This is a genomic window from uncultured Idiomarina sp. (assembly GCF_964010655.1).
Lineage (GTDB): Bacteria > Pseudomonadota > Gammaproteobacteria > Enterobacterales > Alteromonadaceae > Idiomarina > Idiomarina baltica.
The window spans coordinates 1-12962 of record NZ_CAXGLS010000057.1 but is presented as its reverse complement, the minus strand read 5'-3'; the positions used below and the strand labels follow the sequence as shown (position 1 = coordinate 12962).

Genomic DNA, 12962 nt, shown 5'->3' with positions numbered 1-12962 from the left:
GATATAAATAAAGTCATCGTCCGCGGCGCAGATCAACACCCAATGCGGCGCACGTATACCATCAAAATGATAGGTTGAGATAAGCGCGAGTACGAGCCGCCCCTCGCCCAAATCAGCTTTCAGCTCAACAACTCCGTAGTCGCATACATCAATAGGAACGCCGTGGCGGTTCAGGTAATCGATATCGGCTTGTTGGATCCGTTGCATGACTTCTTTCTTTTGCTCTTGCCGCACCGAGTCAATAAACAGTGCATCGTCGGTATTCACCGCAACGCGTACTGACAACCCACGCTTGAACGCTGCTCGCGCAAGTCCGTGCGGTCCGCAGCCACCATGACCCGACGTCATATAAATGGTGGTCGCTTCGCGCCAAATTTCGAGCTCTTCTTGTGAGGCATCCGCAGTCGGACGTCCAAAGTAATCGAGCGCCATCAATAAACTTGCGGGCCCGCAAGTGAACTCCGTCGACTGTGTCATCATGGGCACGTAGCGCTCGGTTGCGCCGACGCTGTTGTCCTCACCTAGCTCATAGCGCGGTAATAGCTTTTGCAGTATCAGCGCATCCTGCGATTGACTGGCACTCGGTGGGAAGTAAGCCTCGCGTAGCTCAACTGCACGAAAACCGGCATTAATAAATAACTGTTGTGCGAGTTGGTTAGACGTTGCAACTTCGGTTCGCAAGAATAAGCTGTGTCGCAGATCGGCTCGATCTTCGGCATGTTGAAGTAACTGTTTTCCGAAACCGTTACCACGAAATTGTGGACTTAATACCAGCGCATACAGCCGCGCGAGATTGGTGTTGTTGCGGAACAACACCACGTAATAGCCCACCACGCGTTTATCGTTGAGCATGACAAAAAAGTCCGCCGTGTTCGACTCGATAAACCGGCGAAAGCTACGTTTGCTGATGGCATCGTCTGGAAAAGTTGCCTTTTCTAATTGCACAACACTATCAAGATGGGTGACATTTGCAGGGACAAGGTTCATCATACCTGTCTGTGGGTATCCTTAACCGGTGTGGGCGTCGGCCCAGAAGAATGCAACAGCGCATCGGCTCTTGACTATTATCGTACGATCTTTACCCGTTTGAAATGATTATTTGTGTATTTTTTAGCGTCTCTACAAAGGGTTAACCATTGAATATACATGCAACCTTGCGGCTATTGGCATGGCCGTTTCTTTGGATAGGTAGTATTCAACTCGTGTTCGCATTGCTGTCGATGCTGGTCTTTAGGGATAAAACCTTTAGTCAGTTTTTAGATGGTTCCCTTATTTGTTTTGCACTGTCGTTGTTGGTTTATTTGCGCTACCGCAAGGGCAATATGGCGCGTTTGTATTATCGCGAGGCACTCGCCTTTGCCACCATGACATGGTTTTTAATGGGCGTTTTAGGTGCCCTGCCGATCATGTTCATTACTGGCGTCAGCTTTACCGACTCGGTATTTGAGTCGGTCAGCGCGATGACCACCACAGGTGCTACGATCTTGACCGGGCTCGATCATATGCCCAAAAGCTTCCTGCTGTATCGACAGTTTCTGCAATGGATGGGGGGTTTGGGTATCGTGATTTTCGTGGTCGCTATTTTGCCCATGCTCAACGTCGGTGGTATGCGCTTGCTTAAGGCGGAAACCCCCGGGCCGATTAAAGACGATAAAATTGCCCCTCGTGTCGCCAAAACCAGTCGCTATTTATGGCTGGTTTATTTGTGTTTAACCCTCGCCTGTGCCTTTAGCTATTGGCTTGCCGGCATGAATGCGTTTGATGCCATTGCTCATTCGTTTTCTACTGTATCTACGGGTGGCTTCTCGCCTTATGACGCCAGTATGGGTCATTTCAATAGTCATACGATTTTGGGCGTTGCCGATGTGTTTATGGCGCTCGGTGCCATCAGTTTTGCACTGCATCACAAAAACTTTACCGTACGCTCACTTAAAGGTTACTGGCAGGACGAGGAAACACGCTACTTTATCTTAGCGATCCTCACGATTTCCGTTATTTTGACGGCGATGGCGGTGGTCAATCATACCCATCCTTCATTCTGGGTGTCGGTCTCGCAGGCGGTGTTTCACGTCATTTCGTTTATGACCAGTACCGGCTTTGGCGCCGACGATCTATCCGCGTGGCCTGCCGCTACCGCGGGCTTTTTGATTATTGCGAGTTATTTAGGTGGCTGTGCCGGCTCGACCGCGGGCGGCAACAAATTCATCCGTAACATTCTTACTTTCCGTGCGATAAAGCATCATATGTTGCAGGCAATTCACCCCAGTGCGGTGATTCATGTGCGCTATCAACATAAAGTGGTTCGTACGCCGGTACTCGCCGCGGTCACCAGTTTCATGTTGTTAGTTGCCATTTGCACCATGGTGCTCACGGTTTTACTGATGATGACTGGACTCGACTTTTTTAGTGCCTTTAGTGCTGTCGCTGCATGCATTAACGTACTCGGTCCAGGCTTTGGCGAAGTGTCGAGCAACTTTATTCCCGTTACCGACACGGGGACCTGGCTACTGACCTTTGCCATGATCTTGGGTCGTTTGGAGTACTTTACCGTACTGACCTTGCTATTACCTAAGTTCTGGCGAGACTAGTTTTCCGCGTAAAACCGCCGATTGGGAGTACCTATTCGGTGGTTTTTCGTGCTAAACTTGCGCGCAAATTTTTTGCCGCTTAGGAACTGCTCGTGAGTAACAATAAACCCTCTTTAAGCTACAAAGACGCAGGCGTTGATATCGACGCTGGCAACGCGCTTGTTGATCGTATTAAAGGTGTCACCAAACGGACCAGCCGCCCCGAAGTGATGGGCAACATTGGTGGTTTCGGTGCATTGTGCGAGATTCCTGAAGGCTACAAAAAGCCGGTATTAGTTTCAGGTACCGATGGCGTAGGCACTAAGCTGCGCTTAGCAATTGATTTAAAACAACACCGCGGCGTGGGCATTGACCTGGTCGCGATGTGTGTCAACGACCTCATTGTACAGGGTGCTGAGCCGCTGTTCTTCCTCGACTATTATGCAACTGGCAAACTCGACGTTGATGTGGCTGCGGACGTGGTGACCGGTATTGGCGATGGCTGCGAGCAGTCAGGTTGTGCATTGATTGGCGGCGAAACGGCAGAAATGCCTGGCATGTATGAGCATGGTGATTTTGATTTAGCGGGTTTCTGTGTTGGTGTCGTCGAAAAAGATGACATCATCGATGGCACTAAAGTCGCCGAGGGTGACGCGCTGATTGCCCTGGCCTCAAGCGGTCCTCACTCCAATGGCTATTCGTTAATCCGCAAGATTATTGAAGTCAGCGAAGCGGATTTGGAATCTCACCTCGAGAACCGTACGCTCGCTGAACACCTACTCGAGCCGACACGCATTTACGTGAAGTCAGTGTTAGAACTGATTAAGCAAGTGCCTGTACACGCGTTGTCGCATATCACCGGGGGTGGTTTCTGGGAAAACATTCCACGCGTACTGCCAAAAGGCGCTAAAGCCGTTATCGATGGTAACAGCTGGGAATGGCCGGTGATCTTTGACTGGTTAAAAGAAAACGGCAATGTCAGCATGCGCGAAATGTACCGCACCTTTAACTGTGGTGTGGGCATGGTCATCGCGGTACCACACGCTGAAGCAGAGCGAGCCGTTGAACTACTTAACCAGCTCGGCGAAGATGCTTGGGTGATTGGTCGTATCGCAGATGCCGCCGAAAATGACGAGCAAGTTGAGATTTTAGCTGACGAAACCCGCTAGTGGACGGCTCATGAAACGTATTGTAGTGCTGATTTCGGGCACCGGCTCGAACATGCAAGCCATCGTAGATGCTTGCGAAAAACAACAAATTAACGGCGAAGTTGTCGCCGTTATCGCTAACAAAGACACCGCAAAAGGTCTCGAAAAAGCCGCTGAACGCGGTATCGCTACTCATGCGTTATCGCATAAGGCGTTTGATAGCCGTGAAGCATACGATGCCGAGTTACAGTCGTTAATTGATACGTATCAACCCGACTTGGTGATCTTAGCGGGCTTCATGCGTATTTTGACCGCGGAGTTCACTCGTCACTTTGCCGGTCGCATGTTGAATATTCATCCCTCTTTATTACCTAAGTACAAAGGCGTCAATACTCATCAACGCGCATTAGATGCCGGCGATAAGGAGCACGGTGTTAGTGTTCACTTTGTCACTGAAGAGCTTGATGGCGGCCCGGTAATACTCCAGGCAAAAGTACCGGTCTTTGACGGTGACACGGCCGATGACTTGCAGGCGCGGGTGCACGAGCAGGAGCATCGTATTTACCCGTTAGTGGTCAAATGGTTTTGTGATGACCGCCTTGCACTCGGTGCACAAGGCGTTGAACTCGATAATCAGCCGCTCGGGCCGCACGGTTACGCGAGCGAGGATTAATCCTCGCTCGACTTCGGATAAGTCACGCCGGTTAATGCCATCGTGGCTTGCTCGTCACCTTCTTTAAACTGCTGTAATTGCACCAGTAAGTAGTTCATTTCAGGCGCGAACCAATAATAGGTCTCGCGCTTGTTATTATCCCGCACACGTTCAACTTTAATGGTGTCTAACTGACCATAAGGCGTGCTAATAGTCTCTTCACCAATCCGTTGAAAGCGATACGTTTTACTATGGCCCTCTTCATCAATCACTGCATAGCTAAGCGGTTCACGTTCAGCGGCAACATCTAAACGGAGCTTCTCGGCGACCGAGCCCTCATCGTATAAAGCACCTTGCCAGTTAATGTCTATTGGCTTACCCGATTCCACATTCACTGCTTGATGGGTTTCGGCATCGAAGCTGGCATGAAACGCTCGATCTGAGCCTGTCCCCTCGCGTTTATATTGGAAGTCGATGGGAATAAAGCCTTGTTCATCATTCACACGGAACACGGATTCCGTCGTGCGCTCATCGGACAGTATAAACCACGAAATATCGGTATGACCGTACAGCTGCCACTCGCCCGCATTAGTTTGGGTTAAATAACGTTGCCCTTCACCATAGTCGCTTCCACCTCGAGTAATACTGTATTCTGCCTTATAAGGTGCAAGCTCGACGGGCTCTGCCCAAACTGCCATATTGGCAAACGATGCAGTGGCTAATACCATTGCGGTCACTAATTTTTTCGCCATCGGAGACTCCTTTTAGCCGTTACTCCGTATCAATATAACCGCCCTACTGGCAGCTTGCCTGTACACTCTATGACAAAAGATTCAAACAGGTGTTCAAATTTTTCTTGAAAAACATAGCCGTCTGATCTAATTTGCACATATTACTGGTCAGACCTCTAACTTGGAGTGATTTATATGAGTGTCGCACTTTGGATCATCGCAACCCTCTTGGTTGTCGGTGTATTAACCTACAAACGCGCCAGCTTGGTTGCCTTTAGCGGAGGCCTTGTGGCGATGTTTGCGGTTGGCAGCATAGCCGGCATTGTTGGCCCTGTACTTTGGGTCATTCTTGCCGTTATTTTGGTGCCTTTGAATATTACATCAATCCGTCAGAGCTTACTTACTAAGCCTATTCTAACGGCATTTCGCAAAGTAATGCCAGAAATGTCAGACACTGAGCGTGATGCGCTTGAAGCGGGTACCGTTTGGTGGGAAGGCGAAGTATTCGGTGGTGACCCTGATTGGAGCAAGCTACACAACATTCCAAAGGCTGAGTTAAGCGCAGAAGAGAAGGCGTTTTTGGACGGCCCTTGTGAAGAAGTCTGCAAAATGCTCGACGACTGGCAGGTCACGCATGAGCTGACTGACATGCCTGAGCATGTGTGGCAGTACCTGAAAGACAACAAGTTCTTTGCCATGATCATCAAAAAAGAATACGGTGGTCTTGAGTTTTCTGCGTATGCGCAGTCACGCGTTTTACAGAAACTAGCTGGCGTCAGTACGGTATTGGCATCGACCGTGGGTGTACCTAACTCATTAGGTCCAGGCGAATTGTTGCAGCATTATGGTACTAAAGAACAGCAAGATCATTACTTGCCACGCCTTGCTAAAGGCGACGAGATCCCATGCTTTGGCTTGACCAGTCCTGAAGCGGGTTCTGATGCCGGTGCGATTCCTGACTCAGGTGTTATTTGTAAAGGTGAGTGGAACGGCGAAGAGATCGTCGGTATTAAGCTCAACTTCAACAAACGCTATATCACCCTCGCCCCTGTTGCGACTGTGATCGGTCTTGCCTTTAAAATGTACGACCCAGACGGTTTACTGGGCGACAAGAAAGAACTGGGTATTACCTGTGCGTTGATTCCACGTGATACCGACGGTGTTGAAATCGGTCGTCGTCACTTCCCGCTTAACGTACCGTTCCAAAACGGTCCGATTCGCGGCACCGATGTATTCGTACCGCTTGATTACATCATCGGTGGCGCGAAAAACGCAGGTAAAGGCTGGCGTATGCTGGTTGAGTGTTTGTCCGTGGGACGTTGTATTACTCTACCTTCGAACAGTGCTGGTGGTATTAAACAAATGGCATTGGCAACCGGTGCATACTCACGCATTCGTCGTCAGTTCAAACTGCCTATCGGTAAAATGGAAGGTGTTGAAGAGCCGATGGCACGCATTGGTGGTAACGCCTACTTGATGGATTCAGTAACCACGCTTGCCACTGCAGGTATCGATTTAGGTGAAAAACCGTCGGTTATCTCGGCTATCGCGAAATACCACATGACCGAGAAGTTGCGTGCCTGCATGGATGACGCGATGGATATCCACGGTGGTAAAGGTATCTGCTTAGGTCCAAACAACTATTTGGGTCGTGGTTACCAAGGCGTACCTGTTGCGATTACCGTTGAAGGTGCAAACATTCTGACTCGTAGCATGATGATTTATGGTCAGGGCGCAATCCGTTGCCATCCTTATGTCCTTGAGGAAATGAACGCGTCAGCTGAAAGTGGTCCAGAAGCGTTGAACAAATTTGATAAAGCGTTGTTTGGTCACATTGGCTTTGCTGCAAGCAACTTTGTCCGTTCATTATTCTACGGCTTTGGCGGTCACCGCTTAAGCTCAGTGCCCGCGAGCGACTCAAGCAAGCAGTACTATCAACAAATGAACCGCTTCAGCGCTAACTTAGCCTTGTTGTCGGACGTTGCAATGGGTATGTACGGCGGTAACCTAAAACGTAAAGAGCGTATCTCTGCACGTTTAGGTGATATGCTGAGTTACTTGTTCATTGGCTCTGCAGTACTGAAACGCTTCCATGACCAAGGTCGCTTAAAAGAAGATTTACCACTCATGCATTGGGCGATGCAAGATACCTTGTATAAGCTACAAGAAGCGCAAATCGAATTGTTGCGTAACATGGGTGGCGTGGGTACTGCGATGCGCGCAGTCATGTTCCCATTCGGTCGTATTGCACATCGTCCAAGCGATAAGGCCGATCATAAAGTGGCACGCATCCTGATGGAGCCAAACGATGTACGTACCCGTTTAGGTGAAGGTCAGTTCTTAAGCCCAGAAGGTCACTTTGGGTTCTTAGAAGAAACCTTAGTCAACATGATTAAGTGCGAGCCATTGCACGCGAAGATCTGTAAAGCGGCTGGCGAACGCTTTAGCTTTACCCAGCTCGACGCATTGGCAGAGCGCGGTCTTGAATTAGGCGTGATTAACGAGGAAGAAGCTGAGTTAATGAAGCGCACTGAGGAAGGTCGTTTACGCACCATTAACGTAGATGACTTTGACCCAGCAGACTTGTTGGCAGGTCAGGCAGCGTTTGATTACGCATTGAAAAACCTGACGGATAAGAAACAAGGTGAAGCTGCTTAAGCAGAGACTCACCGGTTCCTTGTTCGTAAAAAGGCGCTCAATTGAGCGCCTTTTTTTATGCCCTTAATCGCGATTAGGCCGCTGACTCCGGCTCTTCGTAACGCATCAACCGGTACGTAACGACAGCAATAATGCCAGTAGAGCCAATTACCCATGCCATCGCATAGTCGGTTAAGCCGCTGACTGAATTAACGCCCATAGAAACTAAGCCTGCAATTAAAAACTGTAAACTCCCCGTCACCGCTGAGGCAGAGCCTGCACGCTCTTGTTGGTTAGCCAGTGCCCCTGCCATGGCATTGGGGAAAACGAGGCCCAGCGTGGAGATGTAGGCGAATAACGGCACTAAAATGCCCCATACCGGTGCTTTAACATAGGCAGCAACCGCCATCCCCACTGAAACGAACGCTAAAATAGGCAAAGATACGTTAAGAATTTTACGTGCCGGGTAATACTTTAATAGCCACCCGTTAAGCTGCGAAAAACCGATGATACCTACCGCATTTGCGCCAAACAGCCAGCTATAAGCTGATGGTGTAAAGTCAAACAGCTCGATGAACATCAATGGAGAGCCTGTGATGTAAGCAAACAAGCCTGCTTGTGCGATGCCACCTGTCAGTGAGTAGCGCAGAAAACTGCGATCTTTTAAAACGTCCCAATAGGTTCGGCCGCTATGTCGCATACGCACGTCATAGCGACGCCCGCGGGTTTCAGGCAATACGAGATGAATAACAAAGGCGCAAGCGACGCCGAGCACGCTGACAATCCAAAAAATCGCCCGCCAACCAAACCATTCGGTTACATAGTTACCAAACAGTGGTGCCAAAATAGGCGCCACCCCCATCACCAAAATCAAAAAGGAAAACACGCGCGCAGAAGCCTGCGGTGTGTAGAGATCTCGCACCACAGCACGGGCAATGACAATCCCCGCACAGGCGCCAATCGCTTGGAAAAAGCGCAGCACGATTAACCATTCAATGTCAGGCGCCCAAGCACAGGCAATGGAAGTCACAACATAGATGGCGAGGCCAATATACAGCGGCTTTTTACGACCAAATTTATCGGTCGCGGTGCCGTAGAGTAACTGACCAATGAACAAGCCAAAAAAGAACGCGCTGAGCGAGAGCTCAACGCGATGTGTATCGGTTTGATAGTCTGCCGCAATTGCCGTAAATGCCGGCAAATACATGTCGATGGAAAGCGGCGCGAAAGCTGTCAGCAACGCAAGAATAATAACTACAAAATCGAATCGTGCTGAATCAGATACGGTAAAGGAATCGCGCTGCGTTCCACTCATGTGTTCACTCCTATTCTTTTACGGGTACAAACTCCTGCGTAGCAAACTGTGTTGGTCGCTTGAGTTGATCAAATTGGCGCACATAGTCGGCGAAGGCTTGTGCATAGTCGATACCGGTATTGTGGGCTCGACCTCGGTCAGACAAAGTTAAAAAGGTTTTATAGCCACTTTGTCCACCAGCAATGTAACTATTAGTCACCACGCGATAGGTATCCCGTGGTCGTACGGCTTTCCAAGTTTGCTGCTCGTCATCCCACACTTTGATGTCGGAAATACGGTCGCCAAAGCCTTGCTGTAAGTTAATTGAGTACTGAATGTTCGCACCGTAAGGATAGGCACCGATATTATCGTCACCCGTTACGGCAAAATTCAGAGCCTCTTCCAAGACTTGCTTTAACTCAGAACCACTGATCTCGATCGTCATCAACGTATTGCCGTACGGTAATAACTTGTATGCATCACCTACGGTAAAGGTGCCTGGCTCGATATCGCCACGTGACCCATCACCGTTTTGAATCGCAAAATCAGCGTCAGGCGCTGCGGCTAAGAAAGATTCGGCAATTAAACGTTGCAAGCCTGAACTTTGTTGCTGCCCACACTCGGCACGACGTGGTGTGCCAATGGGTTGCGTACAAATGCGCTGTGGCACCTTAGCTAAGACTTCATTTGCAAACGCGTCAATCTGTTGTTGGTACGTATCCAACCACGCTTGCTGCTGTGTATCGGGTTCTATGCGCGTAAAAACGCCCGATTGGTCCAACGCATCAAGTACCGGCTGTACGGTCGTTACTGCGCCCGCCTTGGGCTGTACATCAGAGCCAATCAAATAGTGCGGACGCCCCGAGCAACTTGCCACCCGATCACCATCAAAGGTGACGTGTAGCTCACCGACTACCTGGCTGTATTTATACGCATGCGCGATACAAACCGGATCGCCTTCCGCGTTGGTCACCTGCGTTGGGTAAGCACCGTCGGCATCGATACCGAACGCGCTAAAATCCCCGAGCAAAGTGTGCGAATCACCACCAATAATAACATCCACGCCCGGCAACTTGCCGGCGAAGTCGATATCATTTTGGTATTGCACATGCGTTAATAGAATAATCTTTTCAATACCCTGCGCCTGCAGTGCCGCAACGCTACGCTGAGCAGCGGCTAATTCATCGGTTAACCGTGTGGTTTTATCCGGGTGCGAGGTTTGCATGGTGCGCTGGGCGATCGTTAAACCAACCAGCCCAAGCGACTGCCCATTACGCTGAATAATCGTATAAGGCTGAAAAGAATCCGTTGCCGTTTGCGGTGTTAACGGCGAAACACCAATTTCGGGTTCAATATTGGCGGACAACTTGACGGTATTACAGCGCGTCGTTCCAAGCTGATCTAAAAAGGTTTTTAATCCAACATCCCCGGTATCAAATTCATGATTCCCAATGGTGAACGCATCAAAGCAGGTATCGTTCATAAAGCGCGCATCGGCGGCGCTGCCCAAGCGTTTGAAAAACACGCTACCGGTAATCGCATCGCCCGCATGTAATGTCAGGACGTTTTGATTGTTCTGTCTAATCTGGTCAATCATCGCCGTCATACGCGGGAAGCCACCCGCTTCGACTTGCCACGCCTGCCCTGCCCAATCAAAGGTTAATTCGCTCGGAGCCAGGTGCGAGTGATGATCGTTAATATGTGCGATAGTCAATTCAAAAGGCTTCGGCGCCGCGGGTTGTTGCGGCGTAGAAGCGCAAGCACCCAACAAGCTGAGTGCCAGCGACGAAATTACAACCTGTTTCATTTTACCAAACCTATTTCGCGTAACCGTTCCATCAGATAGTCATCAGCAGTAATAGGTTCATCTTTTTGTGGATTTTCTTCAGAAATACATGATTCCAACGGTGTAATCATCACATCCGGATTAAAATGCAAAAAGAATGGAATCGAATAACGCGATTTAGCGCTGTAAGGCATCGGAGGGTTCACCACGCGGTGAGTTGTTGACGGCAACTGGTGGTTAGTGAGTCGTTGTAGCATATCACCCACGTTACAAATAATAGCACCTTCAATAATGGTGACCGGCACCCAAGTACCGTCCTTCGCCAATACTTCAAGCCCAGGTTCACGCGAGCCCACCAACAACGTCAGTACGTTGATATCCTCATGCGCGCCGGCGCGCACCGACGGTGTCCCTTCATCGATAATCGGTGGGTAATGCAGCGGACGTAGGATTGAATTACCCAAGTTGACTTTGTCGCGGAAGAAATCTCGCGGCTGGTCTAAAAACACCGCCAACGCATCTAATACCTTGTTGCCTAGTTTATCAAGTTCTTGATAGCTCAAGGTCATATCGCGCTTAAACTCTGGCAGTTCCTCGGGCCACACGTTGGGCAGCAACTGTGGATACGGCGGCTCGCCTTCGAGCTCACGTCCCACATGCCAGAACTCTTTTAAATCGACATGTTTTGCATCTTTTGCAATCTCGGTACCAAACGGCGTATAACCCCGTGCACCACCTTCTCCAGGACGGTGATATTTCATTTTCACGTCTTCGGGCAGTGCGAATAGCTCACGGCAAGTATCCAGAGCTCGTTCAATCAACTGTGTATCAACACCATGATTTGTCAGCGCAATAAATCCATATTCTTCGTAGCCGTTACCGACATCCTTGGTAAATGCTTGAAAATCTTCGTCGTAACGACGCATATCCACGTGGGGAATTGAGTGATTAGTTGATTGCATGGGTACATCCGTAAATTGTCGAAAAACAGCAAAACAAAAGGCTGTATAGTTTAAAAAGAAACCGCTTTAATCACAAGCGTTGAGGGCTTCACGTACCGGTCTAAAACTGCGTCGATGAATGACACACGGCCCATATAGCTTCAGTAATTCAAGGTGACGCGCGGTGCCGTAGGCTTTATGGCGATCGAACTCATACTGTGGGTAGGTTTGGTGCCACTCCAGCATTTGTCGATCCCGCTCGACTTTGGCGAGTATCGATGCCGCAGCGATAGTCGGTTCACTGGCGTCACCGCCCACGACAGCGCGTGCTGGCACGACGAGATCGGGTACACGATTGCCATCCACGAGCACCTCAGTCGGAGCTTCTGGCAGCGCTTCCACTGCACGCTTCATCGCCAGCATTGACGCCCACAGAATATTGAGTTGGTCAATTTCGTCGACATCACTTTGCGCAATACTCCAGTAGAGCGCTTTTGCTTTTATCTCTTCACTCAAGCGCTCGCGCTTTTTTGCACTCAGCTTTTTCGAGTCATTGAGTCCCTCGATCGGCTGTTCCGGGTCTAAAATAACAGCAGCGGCTACAACCGGTCCCGCGATTGGGCCACGCCCCGCTTCATCTACTCCACAAATCATCGCGTAAAGTCTCTACCTTCGTTTGTTAACACTGTGATAACATTTTTCACAGCATTTTAATTTAATCATTCTAACTTTAATAAGAGGATACCATGAGCGATTCTGAAACGCCTACGCCTACGGCAAAACAGTCGCCGAATACCTTGCTGAATCGGTTCCTAGATGGCATCGAAAAAGTCGGTAATAAGTTACCGGACCCGGCAGTGATGTTTTTTGGCCTACTGATTATTGTCGCCTTTGTTTCGTGGGGACTTTCGTATGTCGACTTTGCCGAACGCCACCCCGTCACCGGTGATGCCATCACCATCACCAATCTATTAGCGAGCGATCAACTGACGTCATTCCTCACGGGGATGGTCAATACCTTTATGACCTTTGCGCCACTCGGTGTGGTCTTAGTTGCCATGCTAGGTGTCGGGGTAGCAGAACGTTCGGGTTTTATTAACGTGGGTATCAAATTGATGCTGCGTGTTACACCCAAAATGCTGCTAACCCCCATGCTTATTTTGGTTGCAATCGTCAGTCACACTGCTGTAGATGCGGGTTATGTGC

At 49.5% G+C, this 12962-nt stretch carries 11 protein-coding genes; 5 read left to right on the top strand and 6 right to left on the bottom strand.

Translation table 11 applies throughout. The annotated features are described in order from the left end of the window. Positions 1-990: peptidase C39 family protein (locus ABNS04_RS11295; RefSeq protein WP_348671500.1), on the bottom strand; the 990-nt coding region annotated here is incomplete at its 3' end. A 146-nt stretch (positions 991-1136) separates the two neighbouring features. Here ABNS04_RS11295 and ABNS04_RS11290 point away from each other — a divergent pair. The 3 genes from ABNS04_RS11290 to purN all read left to right on the top strand — a co-directional run bounded on the left by ABNS04_RS11290 (position 1137) and on the right by purN (position 4388). After that, on the top strand, positions 1137-2588 hold the full coding sequence (locus ABNS04_RS11290; RefSeq protein ID WP_348671498.1) for a potassium transporter TrkG: 1452 nt from the start codon (positions 1137-1139) through the stop codon (positions 2586-2588). Between the two features lie 92 nt (positions 2589-2680). Continuing rightward, positions 2681-3736, top strand: a complete 1056-nt coding sequence (purM, locus tag ABNS04_RS11285; protein ID WP_071462434.1) for a phosphoribosylformylglycinamidine cyclo-ligase — start codon at positions 2681-2683, stop codon at positions 3734-3736. Between the two features lie 10 nt (positions 3737-3746). Then, a complete protein-coding gene (gene purN / locus ABNS04_RS11280) occupies positions 3747-4388 on the top strand; it encodes a phosphoribosylglycinamide formyltransferase (protein WP_286682698.1) in 642 nt (213 codons plus the stop codon). Here the strand turns inward: purN and ABNS04_RS11275 are convergent. Next, positions 4385-5119 (bottom strand): DUF3108 domain-containing protein, encoded by a 735-nt coding sequence (locus ABNS04_RS11275; RefSeq protein ID WP_272978208.1) that lies wholly within the window; start codon positions 5117-5119, stop codon positions 4385-4387. The genes purN and ABNS04_RS11275 overlap by 4 nt on opposite strands. A gap of 174 nt (positions 5120-5293) precedes the next feature. Between ABNS04_RS11275 and fadE the strand changes: the two genes are divergently transcribed. Further along, positions 5294-7756 (top strand): acyl-CoA dehydrogenase FadE, encoded by a 2463-nt coding sequence (fadE, locus tag ABNS04_RS11270; protein ID WP_272978209.1) that lies wholly within the window; start codon positions 5294-5296, stop codon positions 7754-7756. Between the two features lie 73 nt (positions 7757-7829). Here fadE and ABNS04_RS11265 read toward each other — a convergent pair whose 3' ends face one another. The 4 genes from ABNS04_RS11265 to rnhB all read right to left on the bottom strand — a co-directional run bounded on the left by ABNS04_RS11265 (position 7830) and on the right by rnhB (position 12410). Beyond that, entirely contained in the window at positions 7830-9050 is a 1221-nt protein-coding gene (locus ABNS04_RS11265; RefSeq protein ID WP_272978210.1) for a multidrug effflux MFS transporter, read from the bottom strand. A 10-nt stretch (positions 9051-9060) separates the two neighbouring features. Next, positions 9061-10836, bottom strand: coding sequence for a 5'-nucleotidase C-terminal domain-containing protein (locus tag ABNS04_RS11260; RefSeq protein WP_272978211.1), 1776 nt, complete (start codon positions 10834-10836; stop codon positions 9061-9063). Next, positions 10833-11777, bottom strand: a complete 945-nt coding sequence (locus ABNS04_RS11255) for a 2-oxoglutarate and iron-dependent oxygenase domain-containing protein (protein ID WP_272978212.1) — start codon at positions 11775-11777, stop codon at positions 10833-10835. Before ABNS04_RS11255 ends, ABNS04_RS11260 begins: the two co-directional genes overlap by 4 nt. Positions 11778-11843: 66 nt before the next feature. Next, on the bottom strand, positions 11844-12410 hold the full coding sequence (rnhB, locus tag ABNS04_RS11250) for a ribonuclease HII (protein WP_006955701.1): 567 nt from the start codon (positions 12408-12410) through the stop codon (positions 11844-11846). A 92-nt stretch (positions 12411-12502) separates the two neighbouring features. On the opposite strand from rnhB, the gene ABNS04_RS11245 reads away from it, so the two are divergent. Next, positions 12503-12962, top strand: a 460-nt coding sequence (locus ABNS04_RS11245; RefSeq protein WP_348671496.1) for an AbgT family transporter, incomplete at its 3' end; no start/stop codon positions are given.

Excerpts from the sequence above, each read along its gene's own strand:
- purN (WP_286682698.1), top strand. The coding sequence starts at position 3,747 with ATGAAACGTATTGTAGTGCTGATTTCGGGCACCGGCTCGAACATGCAA.
- ABNS04_RS11275 (WP_272978208.1), bottom strand. The coding sequence starts at position 5,119 with ATGGCGAAAAAATTAGTGACCGCAATGGTATTAGCCACTGCATCGTTT.
- fadE (WP_272978209.1), top strand. The coding sequence starts at position 5,294 with ATGAGTGTCGCACTTTGGATCATCGCAACCCTCTTGGTTGTCGGTGTA.
- ABNS04_RS11265 (WP_272978210.1), bottom strand. The coding sequence starts at position 9,050 with ATGAGTGGAACGCAGCGCGATTCCTTTACCGTATCTGATTCAGCACGA.
- ABNS04_RS11260 (WP_272978211.1), bottom strand. The coding sequence starts at position 10,836 with ATGAAACAGGTTGTAATTTCGTCGCTGGCACTCAGCTTGTTGGGTGCT.
- ABNS04_RS11255 (WP_272978212.1), bottom strand. The coding sequence starts at position 11,777 with ATGCAATCAACTAATCACTCAATTCCCCACGTGGATATGCGTCGTTAC.
- rnhB (WP_006955701.1), bottom strand. The coding sequence starts at position 12,410 with ATGATTTGTGGAGTAGATGAAGCGGGGCGTGGCCCAATCGCGGGACCG.